Raw genomic sequence first — 25,684 nt, 5'->3', positions numbered from 1 at the left:
CCTGCGCCGATCCGCCGCGCTGCGCCAGACTGTCGGCATGCGAAGACGGTCCCTGCTCGGCGGCGCGCTGGCGGCCGCCCTGGCGGGGTGCACCGCGCCGGCCGGGCCGGGCGACGACCTGCGGATCATGGTGCCGAACCCGCCCGGCAGCGGCTACGACATCACGGCCCGGGTGCTGGCCACCGCGTTCGGTGACGCCGGCATCGCCCGCGGCGTCGAGGTGTTCAACCTGCCCGGCGCCGGGGGAGTGGTCGGGCTGCGCCGCCTGGCCTACGAGCGCGGCAACGCCCGGCTGGTCATGCTCATGGGGCTGGGACTGATCGGGGCCGAGATCGCGGCCGACGCCGAGGTGACCCTGGCGGATGCCACGCCGATCGCCCGGCTGGTGCAGGAGCCGTCGATCGTGGTGGTGCGCCGCGATTCGCCGTACGGCTCGCTCGACGAGCTGATCGAGGCCTGGCGGGCCGACCCGGCCGGGGTGCCCGCCGGGGGTGGCTCCTCGATCGGCGGACCGGACCACCTGGCCACCATGCTGCTGGCCGAGGCGGCCGGCCTGGCGCCGGCCCGGGTCGCCTACCGGCGCAACGACGGCGGCGGCGACCTGCTCGCCGCCGTCCTCGGCCGCGAGGTGGCGTTCGCTCTGTCCGGCCTGAGCGAGTACGCCGACCAGATCACCTCGGGACAGCTGCGGGCCCTCGCGGTGACCAGCGAGCAGACCGTCGACCAGGTGCCGGCGCCGACGGTCCGGGCCGCCGGCCTCGACGTCGTCTTCAACAACTGGCGTGGCATCGTCGCACCGCCGGGCCTGGCCACGGCCGACGCGGCTTCGCTGCGGGCGACCGTCGCGCGGCTCGACTCCTCGGCGTCGTGGGCCGCGGCCCGCAGCCGCTTCGGCTGGACGCCGGCCCATCTGACCGGCGACGCCTTCGGCGCCTTCATGGCCGGGGAGAGCGCCCGGGTGGCCGGCGTGCTGCGCCGGCTCGGCCTGCACCGCCCCTGACCGGTACGCGTCAGCGCGGCGGCACGCCGGCCACGGGCCTGATCGCCAAGAAGTCCCCTTGCGCGTAACGGCTGGAGCTCAGCAGCAGCAGCCACTCGTCGCAGCCCTGCCACGGGTGCACGTCCGCGGCGCCACCGCGCACGGTCCGCGGCCCGTCGCCGGTGCGCGGCCGGGCGTCCGCCGGAGCGTGCGCGGAGTCCGGGAACCAGGCATCGGCGCAGAGCTCGGTCGCCGAGCCGATCCCGGCCAGACCGAACGGATTCTCCGCGGCGGCGGTCCGCTGCTCGTCGCCGAAGTCGTCGAGGAGCTGCTCCTCGCCCGGCCGGGCATCGCCGCGGAACGTCAGCGTGCTGGTGCCGGCGTGGGCCGAATACTCCCACTCGGCCTCACTGGGCAACCGGAACGGCAGGGCCGCGAGCAGCTCGTCGAGGCCGTCCTCGATCCGGGCGACGGTGGTGTCGGTGTCGGCGTAGTCGTCCTCGTAGGCGGGCAGCCAGTGGCGTACCTGCTCGACCGTGAGCGGATGGCGCGCGATCAGGAACGTCCCGCCCGGCACCTCCCGGAAAACGACCCCCGACGCGGTGTGCCGCCAGGCCGGCCGCCCGCTCACGATCTCCGCTGCCCACATGCCGGCGCACGATAGCAATTGCCGAGGTGCCCTTGTGGAGCTGGCCGAGGGCCGCCGGCAGGGCGTCGTGTCGAGCGGCTCGGACGCGTCGCCGGTCTCCGTCTCCGCGATCACCGCCGGGGGTCACGGGCGTGTCCGGCTACGGGTAGGTGGTGGCCGAGCTGAGGACGTGAAGGTGATCTCGTACTGGCGGGTGACCCTACCCGGGTGCTCGGCCGGTGGGGGATTTGCTAGTGTTCCCTGCGTCGCCGGGGCAACGTGCCGGAGTGACAAGCGGACGTAGCGCAGCTGGTAGCGCATCACCTTGCCAAGGTGAGGGTCGCGGGTTCGAATCCCGTCGTCCGCTCTCCCGACCCACACCTACCCGTCGAAGCCTGTGCTCACGGTCAGGTCCCGCCACTGCTCCAGCTCGGCGCGCTCCGCGTCCAGGACACCGGTGAACGCGTTGAGGGCGTCCTCGCCGAGCAGTAACAGCGCCGGTGGTTCCGGGGAGTCCACCGCGCTGATGATCGCTTGTGCGGCCTTCGCCGGGTCACCCGGCTGGGTGCCATGGGCGGTGTCGTTCTCCTTGCGGCGCCGGCCCGCCGTGTCGGCGTAGTCGTCGATCGGCTCGGCCGACTGCGTCAGGGAGCGGCCCGCGAAGTCGGTCCGGAACGCGCCCGGCTCCACCGCGACCACCGAGATCCCCAATGGCCGCAACTCCTTGCGCAGCGAGCCCGACATGCCTTCCAGGGCGGCCTTGGTGGCGGAGTAGTAGCCCGAACCGGCCGGAGTGATCCGCGCGCCGATCGAGGAGACGTTGACGACCGCGCCGGCCCGGCGGGCCCGCATGCCCGGCAGCACCGCCTTGATCATCGCCACGGCGCCGAAGAAGTTGGTGTCGAAGAGCCGGCGTACGTCGGCGTCGTCACCTTCCTCGACCGCGGCCCGGTAGCCGTAGCCGGCGTTGTTGACCAGGACGTCGACCCGGCCGAAGTGGGCCTCGGCCTGCTGCACGGCGGCCGAGACCTGGGCGGGATCGGTCACGTCGAGGGCGAGGGCGCGGGCGGTGCCCGGATGGGCCTTCTCCAGGTCCTGCACCGTGGCGGCGTCGCGGGCGGTCACGACGGCGTTGTCACCGCGGGCGAGGACCGCCTCGGCGAGGGCGCGGCCGAGGCCGGTCGAACAACCGGTGATCAACCAGGTCTGCACGGGCATCCGATGGGTCCTTCCTGTGTCGCGGACATCTCCAGCCAACACCACTTCGCCGGCGGTCGCACGAGGGGTGCGGCCGGTACGCCGCCGCACCCCTCGGGCTCAGGAATCAGCTCGCGCTGCAGGTGGGCGTCATCGCGCCCGCCGTACCGCCGGCCTGGAAGCCGAATTCCGTGGCCTGACCGGCGCCGATCCTGCCGTTGTAGGCCACGTTGGAGAACTGGACCGCGCCGCTGGTCCCGGTCCGGTTCGCGTTCCAGCTGCTGGTGACCGTGGCACCGGCCGGCACTGTCATCGCGACGGTCCAGCCGTTGGTTCCCGCTGAACCCGCCGTCACCTTGACCGTGGCCACGAAACCGCCGGTCCAGGCGTTGACCGACACCGTCGCGGTGCAGCCGGCACCGGGCACCGGGTCGCTGGGTGACGGCGGGCCCGAGGACGGCGCGCTCGGGGAGGGCGAGCCCGAAGACGGGGCACTGGGTGACGGGGCACTGGGCGACGGGGAGCCCGACGACGGCGGCGTCGAGGTGAGGGCCGGTGTCGTCCAGTCACGCCACTCGGCCAGATTGCCGGCCGCGCGGCTGGAGATGCGGATCGCGCCGGGGGCCGAGCCGGTCCCCAGGAGGAACTTCTGGATGTGCTGCTGCAGAGGCGTACGCCACTCCGGCCGGTTCGCGCAATGCGTGCCGTCCTGGACGTCCGACCAGTACGTGAGGTTCGCGCCCGCACCCAGCGCCTTGTAGACCTCCGCGCCGCCCAGGGCCGCCACGCTGGCCGACTTCGGGCCCAGGTTGGCGATGTGCGGGTTGTCCATGATGAACAAGCCGCGCGGGGCCACCATCGCCACGAGTTCGTGGGTGTCCACCGGGAGCCTGGTCGGGCTGCCGGTGAAGGAGCCGAACGCGTCGCCCAGCCAGGGCTGTTCGCCGTACGCGCTGCTCAGGCTCTGTGCGCCCTCGCCCGGGATGCCCCGGAAGATCGGTACGCCCGCGCTGCCCGACTCGATCGGCATGGTCAGCGCGATGCGCTGGTCGAACGCCCCCGTGACGATGGCGCCCTTGCCGAAGCGGGAGCAGCCGGTGACACCGGTGGCGTCGGCCCGCAGGATGCTGCCGTTCGACTGCTCGATGACGTCGATGATCCGGCTGACGCCCCAGGCCCAGGCGACCAGCAGGCCCGTGCTGCTGGACGAGCCGTAGATGCTGTAGAACGCGCCTTGCTTGTTGGTACGCGGGGTGCCTTCCTTGCCGACCGCGTACGGGTCGTAGTTGATGACAGCCGCACCGGCCGCCTTGATGCCGGCCGTGTCGGCACCGAAGCCGCCCAGCACGACAACGGCGGGGAAGGGGCCGGAGCCGCTGGGCAGCTCGACCTTGGCCGAGAAGCTGGAGCTCTTGCCGTTGTGGCTCACGTTCACGGTGATGGACGTGCTCGACACCGTTCCCGTGACGGTGGCCGGTTTCGCGGGCTTCTCGCCGTACACGAATTTCTCGGCCAGTTTCTTGATCTCCGCCCGCCGGCACCGCCAGTCGGACGTGCTGGTGATGCGGGTGCCGTTGAGCCGGGTGAAGGGGTCGGGGAGCTTGGCGACGGCCGGCAGCGAGCCGGCGTCCGGCAGGGCGGGTACGGCGCAGCCGGCACCTTCGTCCTCCACCGCGGCGGCCAGGACGGCGGCCTCCGCGGAGGGGATCGTGGTGACCAGGGTCGCCACTCCGGCGATGGTCACGGCCGCGGTCAGCAACGCGACCAGTGTCGAGCGGATGTCAGAGCGGCCCGGGCTGGTGGTCACGGGGCCCTCCTTCCGAGGGGGGATGCGGGGGCGCCGAGTACCGGAAGTTCCGGTCGCGCAAGCGTGGAAGCGCTCCCATGGTGGACTGCACCAGTGTTGGAGGTGGCATTGATGAATGTCAATCGAACTGGGCGGCAGGAGGACGACGGCCGGTCGCTTTTCTCGCGTGATCGCCGAAACTTCCGGTCCATCGTGGGCCGGAGGAGGGCCCGCCGCCGGCGCGTATCCTCGGCACATGGCTGATGCTGAGGACGTCCGTCGCCTGGCGCTGGCTCTCCCGCGGACCGAGGAGATCGACAGCGACGGCTTCGACTTCCGGGTGGCGGGCAAAGGCTTCGTCTGGTCCTACCCCGAGCGCCTGCCGGGCAGGCCGCGCACGATCCGCACCGACGTCGCGGTTCTCTACGTGGGTGACGAGGCCGAGAAGCAGGCCCTGTTGCTCGGCGAGCCGGAGCTCTTCTTCACCACGCCCGGCTACGACGGCCTTCCGCTGGTGATGCTCCGCCTCCCGGAGGTCACCGTCGACCGCCTCGGTGAGCTGGTGACCGACGCCTGGCGGATGCGCGCCCCCGAGGATCTGGCCGGTGCCGCGTAGCCCTACGGGTAGCTGACTTCCACCACGGGCGAGTAGTTGTCGACGGCGTTCAGTGTGCGCACGCCGAGAGTGTGCGGGCCCGGCGGCGGCGCCGCGATGACGATCGACGTGCTGCCGACCTGTCCCACCGGCACCCCGTCCAGCAGGACCTCGTATCCCGCGACCGGCGCTGTGACGAACGGTGACTGCGCCGGCGGAGCCGTCCACGACAGGCGCACCAGCCCGGCCGCCGGAGTGTCCACCCGCGGGGCGCTGGGCGGGGCGGGGATCTCGTCGCCGCGCCAGATCTGCCCGAGGGACTTGAACGCCCACGGCGACACGTTGCCGGCCGCGTCCACAGCGCGTACGGAGAAGACGTACACCCGAGGGGGCAACGTGCCGCCGGTCGAGTAGACGTAGCGGGTATCGGTGACCGTCGCCCGTGGCTCGCCGCTCTCGTACACCTCGTACTTGACCGGTCCCTGATCGTCGGTGGACGCGGCCCAGGTGATCGTGAGGCCGGAGCTGATGTCGAAGGCGAGGGGGCCGGGACGGCTCGGTGCCGTGTGGTCCGCCGCTGTCCCCGCACAGCCGGCGCCGTTGAGGGTGCAGTTCGCCGGGTCGCCCTGGCCGCTCGCCACCCAGCCGAACGTCGTGGACGATCCCGGCGGCAGCTTCGCGTTCCAGGTCTCGTTGGTGACGGTGTAGTGCTCACCGCTGCGGGTGAACACTCCGCTGTAGGAACTGGCCACCCTGGTGCCGGGGAGGTCGAACTCGACCCGCCAGCCGTCGACGACGGCGGCGCTGTCGTTGCGAATCGTGATGCTGCCGACATAGCCCGCCGGCCACTGACCCAGGCGAGTGAAGCTCGCGACGGGCGAGGCCACCGCGGCGCCGTCCGCCGAAGCGGCGGACGCGGGCGCGAGGACGGCCCCCGTGGTCAGGACGAGCAGCACGGCCAGTCGTTTCATATCGACGACGTTATATGTAATGCGACCATGATCGAAAGTGGGACTGTTCCCGGGTCATCCCGGATGGGACTCCGGCCCCTGTTGCGCGTCGTCCCCGGCGCCCCAGCCGCGCTGCGTCAGGGGGAGCGGTTCGTCGACCTGGCCCTGCCGCGGCCCTACACCCCCGCGGCCCCGAACGGCGGCACCGACGAATACCGGTGCTTCGTCGTCGATCCGAAGCTGACCGAGCCCGCGTACCTGACCGGCAGCCGCTTCCTGCCGCAGAACGCCGGCATCGTGCACCACGCGATCTTCTACCGGCTCAGCGCCGAGCAGGCCGAGGCCGCCGCCGACGTCGACGCGAAGGCGCCGGGCGAGGGCTGGACCTGCTTCGGTGACGCCGGTGTGCCGGGGGACACGGCCTGGGTCGCGCACTGGGCTCCGGGCGCCGGTGAGACGCTCATGCCGGCCGGTTTCGGCTTCGAGATGCCGCCGGGCAGCAAGCTGGTCATGCAGGTGCACTACAACCTGCTCGGCGTCACGGATCAGAGCAGGGCGTCCGACCGGTCCGGCATCCGGATGCGGATCGCGGACGGCCGGACGCCGTTGCGGGGCCTGGAAACCACCCTGGTGGCGGCGCCGATCGAGTTGCCCTGCGAGCCGGGTGCCATCGGCCCGCTGTGCGATCGCGACACCGCTGTCGCGGATGTCGCCAAGCGCTTCGTACGACTTCGACAATCAGGCCCTGGTCCCGCTGCCGGAGCCCATCGCCGTCGACCGCGGGGACACGCTGCGCGTCACCTGCAACCACGACGCGACCCTGCGCAAGCAGTTGCCGCAGCTCAAGTCCCTCCCCCCGCGGTACGTGGTCTGGGGCGAGGGCACCAGCGACGAGATGTGCCTCGGAGTCATGGTGATCGCCCCGAAGTCCTGAGGGGTGAGCGGTCCTTGACACCGCGCGGGGCAGGCCCTTTGCTGAACGCATCGACGGCCACGGATGGTCTGTCCCGCGCCGGAGAGGTTCCCATGCGCCGCTGGCTCGTGCTCCCGCTCGTGATCGCCGTTTTGACGCCGGGGGCACCCGCCCGGGCCGACAGCGCCGCACCCGCCACCCCGCAGCGGCTGGCGCTGGGGGCCGGCACGACCTCGATGAGCCTGTCCTGGGAGCAGCCGCGCACGGGTCCCCGGGCCCGCTGGTTCCAGGTGTACGAGGGCAGCCAGGTGGTCGCCCGCGCCACCACCACCTCCGCGGCCCTGGCGGTGGCCTTCAACTCCCACCACACGTACACGGTCACCGCCGTCGACGACCAGGGCGACGAGTCGGCCCCGACCGCCCCGGTCAGCGGGCACGCCTGGGCGTCCGGCCTGAACCCGGAGTGCCTGAGCCCGGCGCCGCTGACGGTCACGGCCGGCGCGATCACCGCCTCGGCCGCCTCGCTGTCGTGGCCGCGGCATCCCCTGTGGCAGGACCTGGAGCTGCGGGTCGGCGGCGTCAGCGTGGGCTGGACGACGCGGACCAGCGCCCGGATCGGCGGGCTGGCCCCGGCCACGACCTACAGCGTCGGCCTCTACCGCTACAACGGTTGTCTGCAGCAGACCGTGCCGGTGGCCTGGGGCTCCCTGACGACCGCCGCCGGCAGCACCGAACGCCCGGCCGCGCCCTCCGCGCTGACCGTGACCGGCCGCACCGACACCACCATCCGGCTCTCCTGGACAGCGCCCGAGGGTCCCGCTCCGGCCCGGTACGCGGTGTACGACGGCGACACCCTCGTCGCCCGCACCAGCAGCACCGCCGTGACGGTCGGCCGCCTCTACCACGCCTCGTGGCACACCTTCACCGTCGCGGCCCTGAACGCCGCCGGCGACGAGTCGGCCCACACCCGTCCGATGCCCGCGAACACCGAGCCGTGCCAGAGCAACCCGCCCCGGCCGAGCGGCCTCACCGCCACCGCGGTGTCCCCGTCCTCGGTCCGGCTGAGCTGGGTCCTCCGATCCGCGGCCATCTCCTACACGGTCTACGACGGCGATCGCCCGGCCACCACGCCCGCCGGTCCGGAGGCCATGGTCACCGGGCTGGCGTCCGGCTCCCGGCACAGCTTCCGGGTGACCGCCACGCTGCCGGACTCCTGCGGCGAGACCCCGCGCAGCACCGCCGTCGCGGTGACCACGCCGCCCGGCCCGGCCGGCCGGCCCGCCCCGCCCGCCGAGCTGGCTGTCACGGGCAACGCACCTCTGGGGGTGGACAACACCGCGATCACGCTCAGCTGGACCGCGTCCCCCGGCGGGGAGCCGGCCACCGGCTACCGGATCTACGAGGGCGCGACCCTCGCCGGTACGGCCACCGGCACTCAGCTGGCCCTGACGGTCGGCGCGGGCACCCGGCACACCTACACGGTCGTGGCGGTGGACGCCGCCGGCTCCGAGTCCGCGTCCAGTGCGCCGGTGGCCGTGCAGGCCATGTACCTGCCGCCGCCGTAACGGCTGCCGCGCGCCGGCCTCTCGCTATGCTGGCGCCAGCAATGGCCGGCAGCGAGGGAGAGGCACGCGTGCGCACCACCGTGCATGACGTCGCGCGCGCGGCCGGGGTCTCGGTCTCCACGGTGTCGCGGGCGCTCACCGGCGGCCGGGTCAGCCCCGCGACCCGCGAGGCGGTGCTGGCGGCGGCCGAACGCCTCGGCTACCGGCCCAACCGCGCGGCCCAGGGGCTCATCACCGGCCGCACCGGCAACCTCGGCCTGATCGTGCCCGACCTGCGCAACCCGTTCTTCGCCGACGTGGCCAAGGGCGTGACGGCCCGGGCCCGGTCGGTCAACTGCGGCGTGTTCATCAGCGACACCGACGAGGACGTCGCGGCCGAGCTGGAGGCGATCGCCACGCTGGGCCGCAACACCGACGGGGTCCTGCTCTGCTCCCCGCGGGCCGGCGACGCCGAGCTGCTGGAGGTGGCCGACCCGGCGTCGACGGTGCTGGTGCACCGCCGGGTGCCCGGCATGCTGTCCGTGGTGGCCGACATCGCCGATGGCACCCGGCAGGCCATCGGGCATCTGCGGGCCCTCGGGCACCGGTGCATCGCCTTCGTCGCCGGCCCGGAGGACTCGTGGGCCGGGCAGCAGCGGCTGTCGGCGCTGGCCGGGATCACCGCCGGTGACGACACCGAGATCCTGCGGGTCGGTTCGGTGGCGCCCACGTTCCAGGGCGGGGTGCTCGCCGGTGACCTCGTGCTGGCCGGTCCGGCCACCGCGGTGCTGGCCTACAACGACCTGGTCGCCATGGGCCTGTTGCACCGCCTCGCCGCCCGCGGGGTCGCGGTGCCGCAACGGATGAGCGTGGTCGGCTACGACGACATCAGCATGGCCATGATGAGCCACCCGCCGCTGACCACGGTGACCGTGCCCAAGGGCCGGGCCGGGGTGGCCGCCCTGGAGCTGCTGCTGCGCCGCATCGGCGGCGCCGACGGGTCGGGCCGGCCGGCCGGCTCCGCCCGCGAGCCGGAGATCACCCTGGCCACCAGCCTGGCCGTGCGTGACTCCTCCGGGGTGGTCCCGGCCTGACGGCCCGGTCAGGTCAGGTCACGGCGCCGAGCTGCCACGGCACGAACTCGTCGCGGCCCAGGTCCAGCTCCTCGCTGACCGTGGGCCGGCCGGACGCCACCGCGAGAACGGTCCGCAGGATCTCGTCGCCGAGGCCCTCGATGGTCGCGGTGCCGTCGGCGATGCCGCCCGCGTCGAGGTCCATGTCGTCGCGCATCCGCTCGAACATCGTCGTGTTCGTCGCGATCTTGATGCACGGCACCGGCTTGGTGCCGAGCACCGAGCCCCGCCCGGTGGTGAAGCAGACGACGTTCGCGCCCCCGGCGACCAGGCCGGTGACCGAGACCGGGTCGTAGCCCGGGGTGTCCATGAAGGTGAAGCCGGAGGCGGTCACCCGCTCGGCGTACTCGTAGACCGCCACGAGCTCGGCGGTGCCGCCCTTGGCCACCGCGCCCAGCGACTTCTCCAGGATCGTGGTGAGGCCGCCGGCCTTGTTGCCCGGTGACGGGTTGTTGTCCAGCGTGCCCCCGCCGGCCTGCACGTACCCGTGCCACCAGGCGATCCGGTCGAGCAGCCGCTGCCCGACCTCCCGGCTGACCGCCCGCCGGGTCAGCAGGTGCTCGGCGCCGAAGACCTCGGGGGTCTCGGCCAGGACGGTGGTCGCTCCCTGAGCGACCAGCAGATCGGAGGTACGGCCCAGCGCCGGGTTCGCGGTGATCCCCGAATACCCGTCCGAGCCGCCGCAGTTGAGCCCGAGCACCAGCTTCGACGCCGGCACGGTCTGCCGCCGCCGTTGCGCCACCTGCTCCAGCAGGCCCCGTACCGCGGTGACCCCGGCCCGGACCGTGGCCCGGATACCGCCCTGGTCCTGGATGACCAGCTGCTCGATCAGGGTGTCGGCGGGGAGCGCGCCGTCGGTGACGCTGTCGACGCCGATCATCTCGCAGCCCAGGCCCAGCACCAGGATCGCGCCGATGTTCGGGTGCCCGGCGTACCCGCGCAGGGTGCGCTGGAGCAGCCGGCCGCCGTCGCTGGCGGGCACCAGGCCGCAGCCTGAATCGTGGGTGAGCGCGACCACGCCGTCGACCCCGGGGAACGCGTCCATCGCGAGGCCGCGGAACTGGTCGGCGATCATCCGGGCCGTCGAGGCGGCACAGTTGACCGAGGTCACGATGCCGACGTAGTTGCGGGTGCCGACCGAGCCGTCCGCCCGGACGAACCCTTCGAAGGTGAGCCGCTCGGTGGCCGGCGGGATCGCCACACGGCCGGTGCCGAACTCGTAGGTGTGGTCCACCGAGTCCATCGCCAGATTGTGGGCGTGCACGTGGTCGCCGGCGCGGACCTCGCCGGTGGTGCGGCCGATGGTCTGGCCGTACTTGTGCACCCGGGTGCCCGGCGGCAGCTCCCGCAGCGCGACCTTGTGCCCCTGCGGCACCGCCGCCGCGACAGTCAGCCGCCGCTCACCGTGGCGCAGCACCAGGCCGGGCGGGAGGTCGCGCAACGCCACCGCCACGTCGTCGTCGGGGCCCAGCAGCAGGGCGTGCTCGGTGAGGGGGGCGGGTTCCGGGTCAGCCATGAGGTGCATCCTCGCCGCGAATGGAAAGTTGCGGGAACGTTTTCACTCTGTATCATCGCACGCAGTCGATGTGTCGTCCACGGGCGGCGACGTCGGTGCCGGTCCCCGGAGAGGAGCCACGTGACCCAGGCGAGGCCAGACCTGCGCCCCCTGAGCAGCGCCGGCGTGGCCCGCGCGGAGCTGCCCGTGCGGATCCTGCAGATCGGGGCCGGCAACTTCATCCGCGCGTTCGTCGACCTGATGGTGCACCGGGCGAACGAGGCCGGCGTGCTCCACCACGGGATCGCGGTGCTGAAGGTGACGCCCCGGCCCGAGCAGGTGACCCCGCGCCTGGCCGAGCAGGACGGCCTGTTCCACGTCGTCCTCGAGGGCTCCGGAAGCACGGAGACCACGCTGGTCACCGCGGTCCGCGAGGTCGTCCACGCCTACACCGACTGGGACCGCTGCCGCGTGCTGGCCCGCGGCGAGGAGCTGCGGTTCGTCGTCTCCAACACCACCGAGGCGGGCATCGCGTTCATCGACGGCGACGATCTCACCGCGTCGCCACCGGCGTCGTTCCCGGCGAAGATGACCGCGCTGCTGCACGAGCGGTGGCGTCACTTCGGCGGCGACCCCGCCCGGGGGCTCTCGTTCCTGCCCTGCGAGCTCAACGAGGACAACGGCAGCACCCTGCGGGCGATGGTGCTCCGGCACGCCGCCCGGGCGAGCACCGATCCCGGCTTCGCCCGGTGGGTCGCCGAGCACTGCCGGTTCTACGACACCATCGTCGACCGGATCGTGCCGGGACTGCCCGCGGCCGAGGCGGCCGAGCTCCGGCAGAGCCTGGGGTACGACGACCGGCTCATCGTCCGCGGCGAGTCCTACGGGCACTGGGCGATCGCCGGCGACCCCGCCATCCGCGAGGAGTTCCCGCTGGACCGGGCCGGCCAGCCCGTCGAGTTCCTCACCGACATCCGGCCGTACCGGGAGAAGAAGGTCCGCGTGCTCAACGGCGCGCACACCGCGATGGCGGCGGTGGGCCCGCTGCTGGGTTGCCGCACGGTCCTGGAGGCCACCGCGCACCCGCTCGCCGGCGCGTACGTCCGGCAGCTGGTCGAGTGCGAGGTGCTGCCGACCCTGCCCGGCGACCGGGCCGAGCTGACCCGGTTCGCCGCCGCGATCCTCGACCGGTTCCGCAATCCCGTGCTGCGGCACGAGCTGGCCGACATCGCGCTCAACGCGGTCGCCAAGTGGCGGACCCGGAATCTGCCCGTGGTCCTCGACGCCTGGCGCGCCGGGCGCGAGGCCCCGCTCAGCGTCTTCGCGCTGGCCTGCCTGCTGGCCGGCTACGCCGGGGTGCTGGGCGACCTGCCGGTCCGCGACGACGACCAGGCGGTGCTGTCCCGGATCCGGGACAGCTTCCCGGCCGGCGATCCGGAGCCCTGGCTGGCCGAGCTCCTCCCGGCGCTCGGCTGGCGCGCAACACTCGACCAGGCGCAGGTGACGCGGCTGGCCGCCGAGACCGCCGTACCGCTGCGGGCGCTCGTCGCCGGTGGCCCCGCGCAGGTCCTGACCGAACTGCTGACTCCCACACCCGTGTCCGACCAGGAGTGATGACCGTGCACGAGACCTGGCAACAGCTGGCCGACCACGCGCTCGTACCGGTGGTGGTGCTCGACGACCCGGCCGCCGCCCGGCCGCTGGGCCAGGCGCTGGTCGACGGCGGGCTGCCCGTCGCCGAGGTCACGCTGCGCACTCCCGAGGCCCTCAAGGGCATCCAGGAGCTGGCCGGGCACGGCGGGCTGCTCGTCGGCGCCGGCACGGTGCTGACCCCGCAGCAGGTGGACCTGGCCGTCGAGGCCGGCGCCCGGTACGTCGTCTCGCCCGGGCTGTCCCGGGCCGTGGTCGAGCGCTGCCAGGCGATCGGCGTACCGGTGCTGCCCGGTGCGGTGACCGCGACCGAGGTCCAGGCGGCCATCGAGCTCGGCCTGGAGGTCGTCAAGTTCTTCCCGGCCGCCACCTCGGGCGGCCCGGCTGCCGTGGCCGCACTGGCCGCGCCCTTCGCGGACATGCGGTTCGTGCCCACCGGCGGCATCGACGCCGGCAACGTCGCCGACTACCTCGCGCTGCCCGCCGTGCTGGCCGTCGGCGGCTCCTGGATGGTGCCGCGCGCCGCGATCCGCGCCGGTGACTTCGCCCGGGTCCGTGAGCTGACCAGTCAGGCCGTCGCCGCCACCCGCGGACGTTGAGAGAGGTCCACCATGCCGGTTCTGCCGCTCAGGCCCGCCGACTCCTGCCGCTTCGACGCCGTCAGCCTCGGCGAGGTGATGCTGCGCCTCGACCCGGGGGAGGGACGCGTGCGCACGGCCCGCTCCTTCCGCGCCTCGGAAGGCGGCGGTGAGTACAACGTCGCCCGGGGGCTGCGGCGCGTCTTCGGGCTGCGCACCGCGATCGTCACCGCGCTGGCCGACAACGAGGTGGGCCGGCTCGTCGAGGACTGCATGCTCACCGGCGGGGTCGACACCAGCTTCGTGCGATGGATCCCGTACGACGGGGTGGGCCGGGCGGTGCGCAACGGGCTCAACTTCACCGAGCGGGGTTTCGGCGTACGCGGAGCTGTCGGGGTCTCGGACCGGGGGCACACTGCCGCGTCGCAGCTGCGGGCGCAGGACGTCGACTGGGATCACCTGTTCGGCGAGGCCGGCGTCCGCTGGCTGCACACCGGCGGCATCTTCGCCGCCCTGTCCGACACCGCCGCCGAGACCACCCTGGCCGCGGTGCACGCAGCCCGCCGCCACGGCACCGTGGTCTCCTACGATCTCAACTACCGCCCGAGCCTGTGGAGAGCGGTCGGCGGCACCGCCCGGGCCCGCGAGGTCAACGCCGGCATCGCCCCGCACGTCGACGTGATGATCGGCAACGAGGAGGACTTCACCGCCTGCCTCGGCTTCGCGGTCGAAGGCGTCGACGATAATCTGCGAGACCTGCGTACGGCGTCGTTCGCCCAGATGATCAGCAAGGTGGCGGCCGAGTACCCCCGCCTGCGCGTCATCGCGACGACCCTGCGCGGCGTCCGCACGGCCACCCGTAACGACTGGGGTGCGCTGGCCTGGTCCGGGCCGACCGGCGTGATCGAGTCGACGCACCGCCCGGACCTCGAGGTCCTGGACCGCGTCGGCGGCGGCGACTCCTTCGCGGCCGGCCTGATCTACGGCATCCTGGAGGGCGCGTCGCTGGCGGAAGCGGTCGAGTACGGTGCCGCGCACGGCGCCCTGGCGATGACGACGCCGGGGGACACGTCGATGGCCGGCAAGGCGGAGGTGCTGGCCCTGGCGGCCGGCGGAGGCGCCCGCGTCCAGCGCTGACCGGCCCGCGGTCAGCGCTGCGTCAGCAGCCCGGAGATCAGATCCTGCAGGGGCTCGAGGAGCTCCTGCTCACCCGCCGAGGCCAGCGGTTCCATCGTCGCCGTGGACCGCAGCAGGGCGATGCCCAGCGCGGCCGCCAGGGCGATCTGCGCGCGCAGCAGCAGCTTGTCGTCGCCCGGTGGCCGCCCGGCGGCCGTGGCGAGGCTCTCGGCGAAGGAGCGCAGGATGCCCCGCCGGATGTCGTCGGCGCGTTCGTCGCCGGAGGAGCGCAAAAGCAGCACCAGCAGGCTGGGGTGCTTGCCGACGTGCGGGCCGGCGAGCTGGCGGGCGATGGCGTGCGGCACCTCGTCGAGGGTCACGTCCGCCGCGACCGTACGGCCGAGCTCATCGACGGCGCCGGTCAGGCAGGCCTCGAACAGGCCCTCCTTGGACGAGAAGTAGCGGTTGATCAGGGCGACGTTGACCCCGGCCTCGTCGGCGATCTCGCGCACGGTGGTGGCGGCATAGCCATCGGCCGCGAAGCGGCGCCGGGCGGCGTCGAGCAGGAGCTGCCGGGTGCCCGCGGCGTCGCGGCGGCGGGGTACGGGCGTACGTGTCGTCATGGCTTCCTTCCGTGGCGTCACCAGCGTAACGGCCGCCGGGGTGTGACGTAAACATCCGTTGACTTTGCCGTCCCGCCGTCGATACTGGGTTAAGTCAGCAACTGTTTACATCTAGGTTCCGGGGTTCTCATGACGCAGACCATCGAGCAGCCGCGCCGCGCGGGTTCCACCGCGGGTGCAGGCCGCAGTGCCGGCAACACCCTGCTGGTGCTCTACCTGTCGCTCGGCGGCCTGGCCTTCGCGGTGCTCCAGTCGCTGGTGGCGCCGGCGTTGTCGACGATCGGGCGCGAGCTGGATGTCGCCACCGGGGACGCCAGCTGGGTGATCACGGCGTACCTGCTCTCCGCGTCGGTGCTGACGCCGATCCTCGGCCGCCTCGGCGACATGGTCGGCAAGCGCCGCGTCCTGATCGCCGTGCTCGCCATCCTGGCCGGCGGCACCTTGCTGGCCGCGCTCGCGCCCAACCTGATCGTGCTGATCGTCGCCCGCGCCCTGCAGGGCGCGGCGGGTGCGATCCTGCCGCTGTCGATCGGCATCGTCCGCGACGAGTTGCCGCGGGAGAGGGTCGGCGTCACGGTCGGTCTGCTGTCGGCGATCTTCGGGGTCGGCGCCGGGGTCGGCATCGTGGCCGCGGGCCCGATCGTCGAGCACCTGTCCTGGCACTGGCTGTTCTGGCTGCCGCTGGTCCTGGTCGTCATCGCGCTGCTCGGGTCGATCTTCGGCATCAAGGAGTCGCCGGTGCGCACCCCCGGGCGTCTCGACGTGCTCGGCGCCGGCATCCTGTCGGTGGCGCTGGTGTCGCTGCTGCTGGCGATCAGCAAGGGCCAGGCCTGGGGCTGGGGCGAGGCCAGGACCGTCGGCCTGCTGGTCCTCGGCGTGGTCGCCCTGGTCGCCTTCGTCCTGGTCGAGCTGCGGGTCCGGGAGCCGCTCATCGACATGCGCCTGATGCGGGTACGCGGCGTGTGGGCCACCGACCTGGTCGCGCTCATCCTCGGCTTCGCCATGTTCGGCACGTTCCTGCTGGTCCCAACGCTGCTCCAGCTGCCCGCGGCGACCGGCTACGGCTTCGGCAAGTCGGTCTCGCAGGCCGGGCTGTTCCTGCTGCCGACCGTGCTGATGATGGTCGTCTTCGGTCCGCTGGCCGGCCTGCTGGACCGCCGCTACGGCCCCAAGGTGCCGATGTTCCTCGGCGCCGTCCTGGTGGTCACCGCGTTCACGCTGCCCGCCCTCGGCCACGGCGCGATCTGGCAGGTGCTGGCCTCCGGGGTGCTCACCGGCGCGGGCATCGGTTTCGCGTTCGCGGCGATGTCCAACGCCATCATCGAGAGTGTGCCGGCCGCCCAGACCGGTGAGGCCACCGGCGTCAACACGATCGCCCGGACCATCGGCAGCAGCATCGGCACGGCGGTCGTCGCGGCCGTCATCTCGTCGCACAGCACGCCGCAGGGCCTGCCCACGGACGACGCGTTCACCTACGGCTTCTGGGTCTGCGCGGGCGTGGCGGTGCTGGCGGTCGTCGCCTCGCTCGCTCTGCCCTCGACGCGCCGCCGGGCCGCGGCCGGGAGCTGACCGGCCCGAGCCGCGGCTACGACGGTGGTGGCCGCGGCTCGGTTGTGCTCGTCATATGGATAAAACTCAATATATGGGAGCGCTCCCATTGTGGTCGGGGGAGAGCGCGTCGTAGCGTGTTGACACCTCGTCACAGCGTTTGGCCCGGACGGCCGGCACCTTTCCCCGTGCCCGCCGTGCCGTGGCGTCCTGGGTGGACGCGTTGTGCCGACGAGGGCCCCCGATCTGAGGTAGGTCATGAGAAGACGACTCGCCACCCTCGGCGCCGCGGTGCTCGCCGCCGCCGCCTCCGTCCTGTTCTCCGTCGACCCCGCGTACGCGGCCACCGGCCTGCACATCAGCGGCCGCACCATCGTCGAGGCGGGCGGGCAGCCGTTCGTCATGCGCGGCGTCAACCACGAGCACACCTGGTTCACCGACGAGACCGGCTCGTTCGCCGACATCAAGGCCAAGGGCGCCAACACCGTACGGGTCGTGCTCAGCGGCGGCCGCTGGACGGCCAACAGCGCCGCTGACGTGGCCAAGGTGATCTCGCTCTGCAAGCAGAACCGGCTCATCTGCGTCCTGGAGGACCACGACACCACCGGCTACGGCGAGGACGCTGCCGCGTACACGCTGGATCAGGCGGCCGACTACTGGATCGGCCTCAAGAGCGTGCTGGCCGGCCAGGAGGACTACATCGCCATCAACATCGGCAACGAGCCGATCGGCAACACCGACCCCGGCCAGTGGACCAGCGCGACGGGCGCGGCCGTCCGGAAGATGCGCAGCAACGGCTTCCAGCACCTGCTGATGGTCGACGCGCCGAACTGGGGTCAGGACTGGACCTACACCATGCGGGACAACGCGCAGACCGTGCTGGACGCCGACACCCAGCACAACACCGTGCTCTCCATCCACATGTACGCCGTCTTCAACACAGCCGCGTCCATCACCTCCTACCTGGACACCTTCCAGGCCAAGGGCTGGCCGCTGGTCATCGGCGAGTTCGGCTGGCAGTTCGCCCCGGGCGAGGTGGACGACCAGACCCTGATGGCCGAGGCGGTCAAGCGGAACCTCGGCTACCTGGGCTGGTCGTGGGCCGGCAACAACGACCCGGTCCTCGACATGACCGTCGGGTTCGACCCGGACCAGCTGACCACCTTCGGCGAGCGCGTCTTCAACGGGCCCAACGGCATCAAGGCCACCGCCAAGGAGGCCGCGATCTTCGGCGGCGGAACGACGACCCCGCCGGCCAGTACGCCGCCGGCCAGCACCCCGCCGAGCAGCAACCCGCCGACGAGTGCCCCGCCGGCCCCGGCCGGTTGCGCGGCGGCGTACGCCGTGACCGGGCAGTGGACCGGCGGCTTCCAGGGTGAGGTCAAGGTGACCGCCGGGACCGCCGCGGTGCGGGGCTGGACCGTCACCCTCGCGTTCCCTGACGGCCAGACGGTCACCCAGGCGTGGAGCGCGACCGTGACCAGCAGCGGCTCCACCGTGACCGCTCGCAACGCGTCCTACAACGGGAGCCTGGCCGCCGGTGCCTCCACGACCTTCGGCTTCCTCGGCTCGTGGGCCGGCACCAACGGCGTACCGGCTGTGACCTGCTCCGCGACCTGATGACCAGGGCCGGGCCGGGCGCCGTCACGGCGCCCGGCCGCGGTCAGGAGCACTGCTGGTCGAGCGGGGAGAGCCAGTCCTTGAGCGTGGAGCCGAGCGTCGTGTTGACGTCCTGGGTGGTCTTGACCGCGCTGAAGCTCTTGGCGTCGGCGGCCTTGGCCTTCAGCTTGTCCGCGGTCTGCTTACCGGCGGTGCGCAGCTCCGGATCGGTGCTCTCCGCGGTGGCGCTGCTGATGGCTGTCGCGAACGCGGTCAGCGCCTGCTTGACTTCCTGCTCGTTCTTCTTGTCGTCGCCGGCGGTCTTGCGGGCGTCGGCCAGCTCGGTGAGGGCCTGGGCGAACGGCGCCATGTGCCGGCTGTAGACCCGGCCGAGAGCTTCGCACCCGGACCTCGTCGAGGCTTCCGCACTGCGCTGGGCCGCGGGCGGCGCCGAGGCCGTACCGATGCCCACGCCGGCCTCGCCGGGCGCGGGATTGGTGGCGGTGCCGCAGGCAGCCGCGGAGAGCAGCACGCCGCTTAGAAAGATCGCCTGCACGGCCTGGCGCATCGGGGAACCTCCTGCTGATCGGGGATGCGGGAACGTGGGAGCGCTCCCATCGCGCTCTGCACGATACGTCGCGCTGCTGTCCTCGTCTAGAGACGCCCTTCTATTCCATCAGCCCGGTGTGCCCGGGGGAAGAATCACCGGATGTCGCCTCCCGGCGGGCGTACTCGGGAGACGATGGCGACATGCGAGCAGTACAGGGCGTGCCGTTGTCGTGACGAACCGTACCTTCGGCATCCTCTCGCCGTTCGTGGGCGGCGATTACTACGGCGCGATCATCGCCGGCGTCAACAGCGCCGCCGTGGCCGCCGGCGACCGGGTCATGGCTGTCCAGACGCTGGATCCGGGTTCCTACAGCGCCGACCGCAGCGGCCTGCCGGACTTCCGCCGGCCGGTGGCGTGGCAGCACCTGGCCGGCCTCATCGTGCTGCCCGGCGCGGTGGACGCGGCCTACGCCCGGGCCGCGCGGGCGGCCGGCAAGCCGGTGGTCCTGGTCGGGCACGAGGTGTCGGACAGCGACTGCTCGTCCGTGCTGGCCGACAGCCGCAGCGGGGTCCGCGAGGCCGTCGCGCACCTGGCCGGGCACGGCCACGAACGCATCGCCTTCGCCGGCAACCTGACCCACTTCGACGTCCGGGAACGGTACGAGGGCTACCGCGAGGAACTGCTGGCCCACCAGCTCACGCCGCGGCCTGAGCTGGTGTTCGCGCTCAACGACAATCACGAGACCGGCGGCGAGTTCGTCGCCGACGCCCTGATCCGGGCCGGCATGCCGGCGACAGCCGTCGTGACGGGTACCGACCGCAACGCCATCGGCCTCATCCGCCGGCTGGCCCAGGCCGGCTACGCGGTCCCCGGCGACCTGGCCGTCGTGGGCTTCGACGACATCGCCGACGCGACCTACCTGCGGCCTAGCCTGTCCACAGTGCGCCAGCCGCTGGACGCGCTGGGCGCGGCCGTGCACGCCCTGGCCCGCGAGCTGGCGGCGGATCCGCGGCTGCCGGCCGCCGTACGGCTCGTGCCCACCACCTTCGTGCAGCGGGACTCGTGCGGCTGTCCGAGCCGCGGGCTGCCGGTGTCGGAGTCGCGGACCCGGGAGCTCTTCGCCGACGTCCGCTACCTGCAGGCCACGCTGAACGTGCAGTACGAGCTCGGCATCGAGCTGCTGGGCGCGCACGAGAAGGACCCGCGCGGCCTGGCCTGGATGGAGAGCACCCCGGCGGTCGGCGGATGCCTCGGTCTGTGGCGCGGCGACGGCGAGCCGCGCGGTGACGACCCGCTCCTGGAGATCGTGGGGGAGTTCCGGGCAGGTGGCGGTCCACGATCCGGGCCGGTGAGCGCGTTCCCGCCGCCCGGGTTGTTCACGCTGGCGGACGGCCCGGCCGGCGACATCGTGTTCGTCGTGCCGGTGCGCAGCGCGTCGCGGGACTGGGGCGCGCTGGCGGCGGTCGGCCGGATCCAGGCCAGCACGCCGCCGGGCCGCGAGATGATGAACCAGGCCGGTGCCCTGCTGGCCGCCGCCCTCGACCGGGACGCGATGGTGGCATCCCTGCGGGACCAGGAGGAGCGGCTGCGCAACGCCGCCCTGCACGACCACCTCACCGGCCTGCCCAACCGGGTGCTGCTGGCCGACCGCCTCCAGCAGGCCGGCCTGCGCGCCGCCCGGCAGCCCGGCCACCGCTTCGCAGTCCTGCTGCTCGACCTGGACGGGTTCAAGGCCGTCAACGACTCCCTCGGTCACGCGGCGGGCGACGTCCTGCTGGTGGAGGTCGCCCGCCGCCTGACCGGGCTGGTGCGCCAGTCCGACACCGTCGCCCGGCTCGGCGGTGACGAGTTCGTCGTGCTGCTCGACGGCTTCGCCACCCGCGACGGCCACGAGCGGGTCCGCGACGCGATCACGGCCGCGATCACCGAGCCGTTCCTCATCGACGGGTGCCCGGTCGAGGTCGGCCTGAGCATCGGCGTCGCGCTGTCCACCGACGGCTCGGCCGACCCCGACCACCTGCTCCGGGAGGCCGACGCGGCGATGTACCGCGAGAAGTCGACCGCCCGGCGGCGCTGACCGCCGGGAGTGGCTCAGCCGGTGCTGCACACCGTGCCGTTGAGGGCGAACACCCCCGGCAGCACGTTCGGTCCGCTGTAGGCACCGACGAACCCGGCGGTGGCCGTGGCGCCGGCGGCTAGCGTGGCGCCCGCGTCGCTGGTGACCCGGACGTCGCGGCCGGTCTGGGTCCAGGTGGCGCTCCAGCCGCTCTGCACACTCTGCCAGCCGGTGGGCCAGGTGAAGGTCAGCGTCCAGCCGGTGACCGGGGCGGGCCCGTTGTTGGTGACCTCGACAGCGCCGACGAAGCCGTTGCCCCAGTCGTTGGTGTCGCTGAACTTGACCGTGCAGCTGCTGCTCGCCGGTGCGGTGGTGGTGACGGTCAGCGGCAGGGACGACCACGACACGCGGCCCGCGGTGTCCCGGGCCAGCACGTTGACGGTGTAGCGGGTGCCGGGCGTGAGGTTGCGGGCGGTGAAGGACGTGCCCGAGGTCTCGCCGAGCTGCTCGCTGACGGCGCCGTTGGCCCGGTACACCTCGTACTTGGCGATCGGGTCGCGGCCCGGCTGCGCCGCGGGCCAGGAGATCGTCGCGGTGCGGTCGGTGACGGCCCCGGCGACGGGCGCGCCGGGTGCTCCGGGGGCCCCGGCGGCGGTCCGGGCCGGGTGCAGGGTCACCAGCGTGAGCGAGTACGGCGGCAGCGTCTGCTCAGTCGCACTTCCCCGCTCGGCGGTCTCGAGCGCCCCGGCGCCGTTGCCGAGCGAGATGACGGTCGGCGCGGTGCCGGTACCCGGGCTGTAGCCCCGGTAGTCCAGGGTGGCCGTCCGCTCGTGGTCGGGGTCCCGGTTGACCAGCAGCACCTGCAGGTCGCCGTTGGGCCGGCGGGCGGCGTGCGCGGCGACGAGCGGATCGTCGGAGCCGGCCCGGACGAGCTGGTCGCCCGGGTGCACGAAGGAACTCATCAGTTTCAGCGCGTGGTACGGCGCGAACGGCGTGTTCAGCGCCGGCTCGCACACCGACCCGTCGGACGCGCAGTTGCCGGAGGAGAGCAGGCCGAAGTCGCCGTAGTCGCGCTGCCCGGCGACGGTCGTCACATTGCCGATGCCGTTGTGGACGTTCCACCACTGCACCGTGAAGACGCCGTTCTCCAGCAGGTCGCTGTACGCGTCGGCGAGGAACAGGGCGCCGGGCTGGGTGTTCTGTCCCACGCCGACGTTCATCTCGGTCAGGCTGACCCGGATCCGGCCGGCGTTGCTGCCGGCGTACTGGTCGATCTGCCGGCGCAGCAGGTACATGGCGTCGTCGACGTGGCTCGTCCTGGTGAGCGCCTCGGCCGCCGTGCCCCCGCCGGGATACCAGTGCACGTCCACGAAGTCGATGTGCGCACCGGCGCGGGTGAGCACCTCCTGGTTCCAGGTGCCGGCGTCGCCCGCGCCGACCAGACCGTCGGGCCAGTTGCCCGGCGTCGTGAGCACCGCGCCGATCTTGACGTCCGGGTCGACGGCCCGCATCGCCTCGGCGAACGCGACCACCCCCGCCGCGTACGCGGCCGGGCTCTTGTCGGCGTGGTTGTCGGCCTCCCACGGCTCGCCGTAGTGGCCGTTGCCGTAGTTCTCGTTCCCGATCGTCCAGTATCTGGCCCGGTAGCCCTTGTCCTTGGCGTAGCGCACCCAGTCCGCGGCCTCCTGTGCCGTCCCGGTGCCGTAGTTCGCGATGATCATCGGCTCGGCACCGATCCGCCCGGCCGAGGCCATGAACGTGTCGAAGTCGGTGTCCGGGGCGACGTAGCCGCCGGGCGCGGTGTGGTCGCGCCAGTGGTAGATGTCGGCGTACGAGCCGCCGGGGTAGCGCAGCATCTGCACGCCGGCGGACTTGAGCAGGCCGGTGGTCCCGGCGGTGCCCAGGTTGGTGTCCCAGATGGCGTCGTTGACGCCCAGGGCTGTGTCCGGAACGGTGGCCAGGCCCGCCTGGGCGTTCACGGTCACGGCGACGGGAGCGGGCGCGGCGGCGGGCGCTGCGGTGGAGGCGGTGGGCGCGGCGAGACCGCACAGCGCACCGGCGCCGAGCAGCAGCGCGCCCCGCGCGACCCGGTGGAAGATCGCGGACGGCATGGCTCTCCGATCGGAGGACAGCGAGTTTTGGGAGCGCTCCCATCCTCACTGGTGCAACGATCGGTGTCAATCTTCCGCGATGCCGTCAGGGGCCTGGAAAATCCTCACATTCGGCACACGTCAGTCGAACAGTCAGCCGAGCCCATCCGGGGGCTTCCACGGCGGACAGGTGATTCGGTTGAAGATGTCGAACCTCAGGGTCGGGCTCCGGCTCGGCGCCGGCTTCCTCGTGGTGATCATCGGCATGGTGGTGCTGACGGTCATCGGCGTCAACGAGGTCAACAAGATCAACGATCGGCTGACCGTCGTCAACGATCTCAACGGGGTGAAGCAGCGGTATGCCATCAACTTCCGGGGCAGCGTGCACGACCGCGCGATCGCCGTCCGGGACGTGGTGCTCGCCCGTACCGGGGCCGAGGTGCAGACCGAGGTCGACATCATCGCCAAGCTGACCACCAAGTACGACGAGTCCGCGGTCAAGATGGCCGCCATGTTCGCCGACGGGGCCCGCGTCAGCGCCGAGGAGAAGCAGGCGCTCGCCGAGATCAACCGCATCCAGGCCAGGACGCTGCCGCTGATCAGCCAGGTCGTCGACCTGCGCCGGGCCGGAAACAACGAGCAGGCCTACGTCGTGCTCACCACGCAGGCCAGGCCGGCCTTCATCGAGTGGCTCGCGGCCATCAATGTGTTCATCGACCTCGAGGAGGCGATGAACAAGGCCGAGACGGCCCAGGCCCGGCAGATCGCCGACGGTTTCATGACCATCATGGTGATCGGCCTGCTGCTGGCCGCGCTGATCGCGGCGCTGGTCGCCTGGCGGATCACCCGCGGCATCACCCGTCCCCTGGCCCAGGCCGCGGACGTGCTCGTCGCGGTGGCCGACGGCGACCTGACCCGGCGGGTGGACGTGCGCTCGGCCGACGAGGTCGGCCAGATGGGCCGCTCGGTGAACACGGCGCTGGACGCGATCAGCACCGTCATCACCGAGTTCGGCCGCAGCGCCCAGGGCCTGGCGCAGACCAGCCACCGCATCGGCGCGTTGTCCGGCCAGATCGCCAAGGGCGCGGAGGAGTCCTCGGCGCAGGCCAACGTCGTGGCCGACGCGGCCCAGGAGGTCTCCCGCAACGTGCAGACCGTCGCGGCCGGCTCGGAGGAGATGGGCTCCTCGATCCGCGAGATCTCGCACAACGCCAACGAGGCCGCCACCGTCGCGGCCCGGGCGGTCGACACCGTCCGGGTCACCACCGACACCGTGTCCCGGCTCGGCGACTCCAGCCGCATGATCGGCGACGTGGTCAAGGCCATCACCACCATCGCCCAGCAGACCAACCTGCTGGCCCTCAACGCGACCATCGAGGCCGCCCGGGCCGGCGAGGCCGGCAAGGGCTTCGCGGTGGTGGCCGGCGAGGTCAAGGAGCTGTCCCAGGAGACCGCCCGGGCCACCGAGGACATCTCCCGCCGGGTCGAGGCCATCCAGGCCGACACCACCAGCGCGGTCGCCGCGATCGCCGAGGTCACCGCTGTGATCACCCAGATCAGCGACTACCAGACCACGATCGCCTCGGCCGTCGAGGAGCAGACCGCGACGACCAACGAGATGAATCGCAGTGTCAACGACGCCGCGTCCGCCTCGGGCCAGATCGCCGCCAACATCAACAACGTGGCCGACGTGGCCCGCACCACCACCGCCTCGGTCGAGGAGTCCCGCCGCGCCGCCGACGAGCTCGACGAGGTGAGCCGCAAGCTGCAGGCCCTGGTGGGCGGCTTCCGGATCTAGGGCACCCGACGCACAGCGTCCCGGCGTGAGCATCGCGCGCCGGGACGCTGTGCTGTCCGCGGCGCGCCGGTGAAAGAACGGGCCGCGTGCCGGACATGTGCCAGGGTGAACGTGGTGAACACGCAGGCGCGGGCCCGCTTCGAGGAGCTCGCGGTCCTGCTGATGGAGCCGCTGCGCCGGTTCCTGGCCCGCCGTACGGATCCGGACACCGCCCAGGACGTGCTCTCGGAGACGCTGCTGGTCTGCTGGCGTCGGCTCGACGAGGTGCCGGACGACCACCTGCCGTGGGCGTACGGTGTCGCCCGGCACTGCCTCGCCAACGCCGAACGGGCCCGCCGCCGCCAGGGCCGCCTGGCGGCCCGGATCGTCGCTCTCGATCCGCCCGCGGCCGTCGTGGCCGAGCCCGTCGAGCTCCCGGACGAGCATCTGCACACCGCGCTCGGCCGGCTGGCCCCGCTGGACGCCGAGATCGTCCGGCTGTGGGCCTGGGAGGATCTGGGCCCCGCGCAGATCGCCGCCGTCCTCGGCCTCACCCCGAACGCCGTCAGCATCCGGCTGCACCGCACGCGCGGCAGGCTGCGGGCGGAGCTGCGAAAGCTCGGCGAGGGTGCCGGACATGACGTACCGGAAGAGGGGAGACGGCCGTGACCGACGACGACCTGCGCGCCCGGCTGCGGGACGCGGACCCGGCGGCACGGCTCGCGCCGCTGTCCCCGGACCGTACGGCCCGTCTGCTGGAGGAAACCATGAGCACTGAAGTCGCCACCCCGCCCACCGTCGCGCGTCCGCGGCCTGCCCGCCGGTGGGCGCTCGCCGCGGCCGGTCTGGTCCTCGTGGCCGCGGCGGTGACCGGCAC

The 25,684-nt window shown here is 72.7% G+C and carries 23 protein-coding genes and 1 tRNA gene; 15 read left to right on the top strand and 9 right to left on the bottom strand.

Features of this window, described 5'->3' with window-relative positions:
• Window positions 1–37: 37 nt before the first annotated feature.
• Entirely contained in the window at window positions 38–1,000 is a 963-nt protein-coding gene (locus ACWEOZ_RS37665) for a Bug family tripartite tricarboxylate transporter substrate binding protein (RefSeq protein WP_451915452.1), read from the top strand.
• A 10-nt stretch (window positions 1,001–1,010) separates the two neighbouring features.
• Here the strand turns inward: ACWEOZ_RS37665 and ACWEOZ_RS37660 are convergent, their stop codons facing one another.
• On the bottom strand, window positions 1,011–1,628 hold the full coding sequence (locus ACWEOZ_RS37660; protein WP_451915451.1) for a formylglycine-generating enzyme family protein: 618 nt from the start codon (window positions 1,626–1,628) through the stop codon (window positions 1,011–1,013).
• Between the two features lie 273 nt (window positions 1,629–1,901).
• Between ACWEOZ_RS37660 and ACWEOZ_RS37655 the strand changes: the two genes are divergently transcribed.
• A tRNA-Gly gene (locus tag ACWEOZ_RS37655) sits at window positions 1,902–1,974 on the top strand.
• 14 nt (window positions 1,975–1,988) lie between these two features.
• Here the strand turns inward: ACWEOZ_RS37655 and ACWEOZ_RS37650 are convergent.
• Both ACWEOZ_RS37650 and ACWEOZ_RS37645 read right to left on the bottom strand, forming a co-directional pair.
• On the bottom strand, window positions 1,989–2,825 hold the full coding sequence (locus ACWEOZ_RS37650) for an oxidoreductase (RefSeq protein WP_451915450.1): 837 nt from the start codon (window positions 2,823–2,825) through the stop codon (window positions 1,989–1,991).
• A 106-nt stretch (window positions 2,826–2,931) separates the two neighbouring features.
• Complete coding sequence (locus ACWEOZ_RS37645; RefSeq protein ID WP_451915449.1) at window positions 2,932–4,611, bottom strand: glucuronyl esterase domain-containing protein; 1,680 nt, start codon at window positions 4,609–4,611, stop codon at window positions 2,932–2,934.
• 235 nt (window positions 4,612–4,846) lie between these two features.
• On the opposite strand from ACWEOZ_RS37645, the gene ACWEOZ_RS37640 reads away from it, so the two are divergent.
• Window positions 4,847–5,206 (top strand): MmcQ/YjbR family DNA-binding protein, encoded by a 360-nt coding sequence (locus ACWEOZ_RS37640; RefSeq protein ID WP_451915448.1) that lies wholly within the window; start codon window positions 4,847–4,849, stop codon window positions 5,204–5,206.
• Between the two features lie 2 nt (window positions 5,207–5,208).
• Here ACWEOZ_RS37640 and ACWEOZ_RS37635 read toward each other — a convergent pair whose 3' ends face one another.
• Both ACWEOZ_RS37635 and ACWEOZ_RS37630 read right to left on the bottom strand, forming a co-directional pair.
• Window positions 5,209–6,156 carry a cellulose binding domain-containing protein gene (locus tag ACWEOZ_RS37635; RefSeq protein WP_451915447.1) on the bottom strand — a complete coding sequence of 316 codons (948 nt, stop codon included), beginning with the start codon at window positions 6,154–6,156 and terminating at the stop codon, window positions 5,209–5,211.
• 54 nt (window positions 6,157–6,210) lie between these two features.
• The gene (locus tag ACWEOZ_RS37630; protein WP_451915446.1) at window positions 6,211–6,873 is read right to left on the bottom strand and encodes a hypothetical protein; all 663 of its coding nucleotides are present in this window, start codon (window positions 6,871–6,873) and stop codon (window positions 6,211–6,213) included.
• On the opposite strand from ACWEOZ_RS37630, the gene ACWEOZ_RS37625 reads away from it, so the two are divergent.
• The 3 genes from ACWEOZ_RS37625 to ACWEOZ_RS37615 all read left to right on the top strand — a co-directional run bounded on the left by ACWEOZ_RS37625 (window position 6,842) and on the right by ACWEOZ_RS37615 (window position 9,686).
• Window positions 6,842–7,069 carry a hypothetical protein gene (locus ACWEOZ_RS37625; protein WP_451915445.1) on the top strand — a complete coding sequence of 76 codons (228 nt, stop codon included), beginning with the start codon at window positions 6,842–6,844 and terminating at the stop codon, window positions 7,067–7,069. The genes ACWEOZ_RS37630 and ACWEOZ_RS37625 overlap by 32 nt on opposite strands.
• A 92-nt stretch (window positions 7,070–7,161) precedes the next feature.
• The gene (locus tag ACWEOZ_RS37620) at window positions 7,162–8,613 is read left to right on the top strand and encodes a fibronectin type III domain-containing protein (protein ID WP_451915444.1); all 1,452 of its coding nucleotides are present in this window, start codon (window positions 7,162–7,164) and stop codon (window positions 8,611–8,613) included.
• A gap of 68 nt (window positions 8,614–8,681) precedes the next feature.
• Window positions 8,682–9,686 (top strand): LacI family DNA-binding transcriptional regulator, encoded by a 1,005-nt coding sequence (locus ACWEOZ_RS37615; RefSeq protein WP_451915443.1) that lies wholly within the window; start codon window positions 8,682–8,684, stop codon window positions 9,684–9,686.
• 13 nt (window positions 9,687–9,699) lie between these two features.
• On the opposite strand, the gene ACWEOZ_RS37610 is transcribed toward ACWEOZ_RS37615, so the two are convergent.
• Complete coding sequence (locus ACWEOZ_RS37610; protein WP_451915442.1) at window positions 9,700–11,241, bottom strand: UxaA family hydrolase; 1,542 nt, start codon at window positions 11,239–11,241, stop codon at window positions 9,700–9,702.
• A gap of 120 nt (window positions 11,242–11,361) precedes the next feature.
• Here ACWEOZ_RS37610 and ACWEOZ_RS37605 point away from each other — a divergent pair, with 120 nt between their 5' ends.
• The 3 genes from ACWEOZ_RS37605 to ACWEOZ_RS37595 are packed head-to-tail and all read left to right on the top strand — an operon-like array spanning window position 11,362 to window position 14,585.
• Window positions 11,362–12,834, top strand: a complete 1,473-nt coding sequence (locus ACWEOZ_RS37605; protein ID WP_451915441.1) for a tagaturonate reductase — start codon at window positions 11,362–11,364, stop codon at window positions 12,832–12,834.
• Entirely contained in the window at window positions 12,834–13,469 is a 636-nt protein-coding gene (locus tag ACWEOZ_RS37600; RefSeq protein ID WP_451915440.1) for a bifunctional 4-hydroxy-2-oxoglutarate aldolase/2-dehydro-3-deoxy-phosphogluconate aldolase, read from the top strand. The genes ACWEOZ_RS37605 and ACWEOZ_RS37600 overlap by 1 nt, the downstream gene beginning before the upstream one ends.
• 12 nt (window positions 13,470–13,481) lie before the next feature.
• Window positions 13,482–14,585, top strand: a complete 1,104-nt coding sequence (locus tag ACWEOZ_RS37595) for a sugar kinase (RefSeq protein ID WP_451915439.1) — start codon at window positions 13,482–13,484, stop codon at window positions 14,583–14,585.
• An 11-nt stretch (window positions 14,586–14,596) separates the two neighbouring features.
• Here the strand turns inward: ACWEOZ_RS37595 and ACWEOZ_RS37590 are convergent, their stop codons facing one another.
• Window positions 14,597–15,187 (bottom strand): TetR/AcrR family transcriptional regulator, encoded by a 591-nt coding sequence (locus ACWEOZ_RS37590; RefSeq protein WP_451915438.1) that lies wholly within the window; start codon window positions 15,185–15,187, stop codon window positions 14,597–14,599.
• A gap of 129 nt (window positions 15,188–15,316) precedes the next feature.
• Between ACWEOZ_RS37590 and ACWEOZ_RS37585 the strand changes: the two genes are divergently transcribed.
• Both ACWEOZ_RS37585 and ACWEOZ_RS37580 read left to right on the top strand, forming a co-directional pair.
• A complete protein-coding gene (locus ACWEOZ_RS37585; RefSeq protein WP_451915437.1) occupies window positions 15,317–16,756 on the top strand; it encodes an MFS transporter in 1,440 nt (479 codons plus the stop codon).
• Window positions 16,757–16,993: 237 nt separating this feature from the next.
• Window positions 16,994–18,355 carry a cellulase family glycosylhydrolase gene (locus ACWEOZ_RS37580; protein ID WP_451915436.1) on the top strand — a complete coding sequence of 454 codons (1,362 nt, stop codon included), beginning with the start codon at window positions 16,994–16,996 and terminating at the stop codon, window positions 18,353–18,355.
• Window positions 18,356–18,398: 43 nt separating this feature from the next.
• On the opposite strand, the gene ACWEOZ_RS37575 is transcribed toward ACWEOZ_RS37580, so the two are convergent.
• Complete coding sequence (locus ACWEOZ_RS37575) at window positions 18,399–18,902, bottom strand: hypothetical protein (protein ID WP_451915435.1); 504 nt, start codon at window positions 18,900–18,902, stop codon at window positions 18,399–18,401.
• A gap of 211 nt (window positions 18,903–19,113) precedes the next feature.
• On the opposite strand from ACWEOZ_RS37575, the gene ACWEOZ_RS37570 reads away from it, so the two are divergent.
• Window positions 19,114–20,961, top strand: coding sequence for a diguanylate cyclase domain-containing protein (locus ACWEOZ_RS37570; protein WP_451915434.1), 1,848 nt, complete (start codon window positions 19,114–19,116; stop codon window positions 20,959–20,961).
• A gap of 14 nt (window positions 20,962–20,975) precedes the next feature.
• Here ACWEOZ_RS37570 and ACWEOZ_RS37565 read toward each other — a convergent pair whose 3' ends face one another.
• A complete protein-coding gene (locus ACWEOZ_RS37565) occupies window positions 20,976–23,051 on the bottom strand; it encodes a cellulose binding domain-containing protein (RefSeq protein ID WP_451915433.1) in 2,076 nt (691 codons plus the stop codon).
• Between the two features lie 184 nt (window positions 23,052–23,235).
• Here ACWEOZ_RS37565 and ACWEOZ_RS37560 point away from each other — a divergent pair, with 184 nt between their 5' ends.
• The 3 genes from ACWEOZ_RS37560 to ACWEOZ_RS37550 form a co-directional block, all read left to right on the top strand.
• Entirely contained in the window at window positions 23,236–24,828 is a 1,593-nt protein-coding gene (locus ACWEOZ_RS37560) for a methyl-accepting chemotaxis protein (protein WP_451915432.1), read from the top strand.
• 114 nt (window positions 24,829–24,942) lie between these two features.
• Window positions 24,943–25,476, top strand: coding sequence for an RNA polymerase sigma factor (locus ACWEOZ_RS37555; protein WP_451915431.1), 534 nt, complete (start codon window positions 24,943–24,945; stop codon window positions 25,474–25,476).
• Window positions 25,473–25,684 (top strand): hypothetical protein (locus ACWEOZ_RS37550; protein ID WP_451915430.1); only part of this gene is annotated, 212 nt, incomplete at its 3' end. The genes ACWEOZ_RS37555 and ACWEOZ_RS37550, both read left to right, overlap by 4 nt.

It is taken from the genome of Actinoplanes sp. NPDC004185 (assembly GCF_053603475.1).
This window is presented reverse-complemented; position numbering and strand designations above follow the sequence as displayed.

Coding starts and splice junctions, on each gene's coding strand:
- ACWEOZ_RS37665 (WP_451915452.1), top strand. CDS start 38: ATGCGAAGACGGTCCCTGCTCGGCGGCGCGCTGGCGGCCGCCCTGGCG.
- ACWEOZ_RS37660 (WP_451915451.1), bottom strand. CDS start 1,628: ATGTGGGCAGCGGAGATCGTGAGCGGGCGGCCGGCCTGGCGGCACACC.
- ACWEOZ_RS37650 (WP_451915450.1), bottom strand. CDS start 2,825: ATGCCCGTGCAGACCTGGTTGATCACCGGTTGTTCGACCGGCCTCGGC.
- ACWEOZ_RS37640 (WP_451915448.1), top strand. CDS start 4,847: ATGGCTGATGCTGAGGACGTCCGTCGCCTGGCGCTGGCTCTCCCGCGG.
- ACWEOZ_RS37635 (WP_451915447.1), bottom strand. CDS start 6,156: ATGAAACGACTGGCCGTGCTGCTCGTCCTGACCACGGGGGCCGTCCTC.
- ACWEOZ_RS37625 (WP_451915445.1), top strand. CDS start 6,842: ATGTCGCCAAGCGCTTCGTACGACTTCGACAATCAGGCCCTGGTCCCG.
- ACWEOZ_RS37620 (WP_451915444.1), top strand. CDS start 7,162: ATGCGCCGCTGGCTCGTGCTCCCGCTCGTGATCGCCGTTTTGACGCCG.
- ACWEOZ_RS37610 (WP_451915442.1), bottom strand. CDS start 11,241: ATGGCTGACCCGGAACCCGCCCCCCTCACCGAGCACGCCCTGCTGCTG.
- ACWEOZ_RS37600 (WP_451915440.1), top strand. CDS start 12,834: ATGACCGTGCACGAGACCTGGCAACAGCTGGCCGACCACGCGCTCGTA.
- ACWEOZ_RS37595 (WP_451915439.1), top strand. CDS start 13,482: ATGCCGGTTCTGCCGCTCAGGCCCGCCGACTCCTGCCGCTTCGACGCC.
- ACWEOZ_RS37590 (WP_451915438.1), bottom strand. CDS start 15,187: ATGACGACACGTACGCCCGTACCCCGCCGCCGCGACGCCGCGGGCACC.
- ACWEOZ_RS37585 (WP_451915437.1), top strand. CDS start 15,317: ATGACGCAGACCATCGAGCAGCCGCGCCGCGCGGGTTCCACCGCGGGT.
- ACWEOZ_RS37580 (WP_451915436.1), top strand. CDS start 16,994: ATGAGAAGACGACTCGCCACCCTCGGCGCCGCGGTGCTCGCCGCCGCC.
- ACWEOZ_RS37575 (WP_451915435.1), bottom strand. CDS start 18,902: ATGCGCCAGGCCGTGCAGGCGATCTTTCTAAGCGGCGTGCTGCTCTCC.
- ACWEOZ_RS37565 (WP_451915433.1), bottom strand. CDS start 23,051: ATGCCGTCCGCGATCTTCCACCGGGTCGCGCGGGGCGCGCTGCTGCTC.
- ACWEOZ_RS37560 (WP_451915432.1), top strand. CDS start 23,236: ATGTCGAACCTCAGGGTCGGGCTCCGGCTCGGCGCCGGCTTCCTCGTG.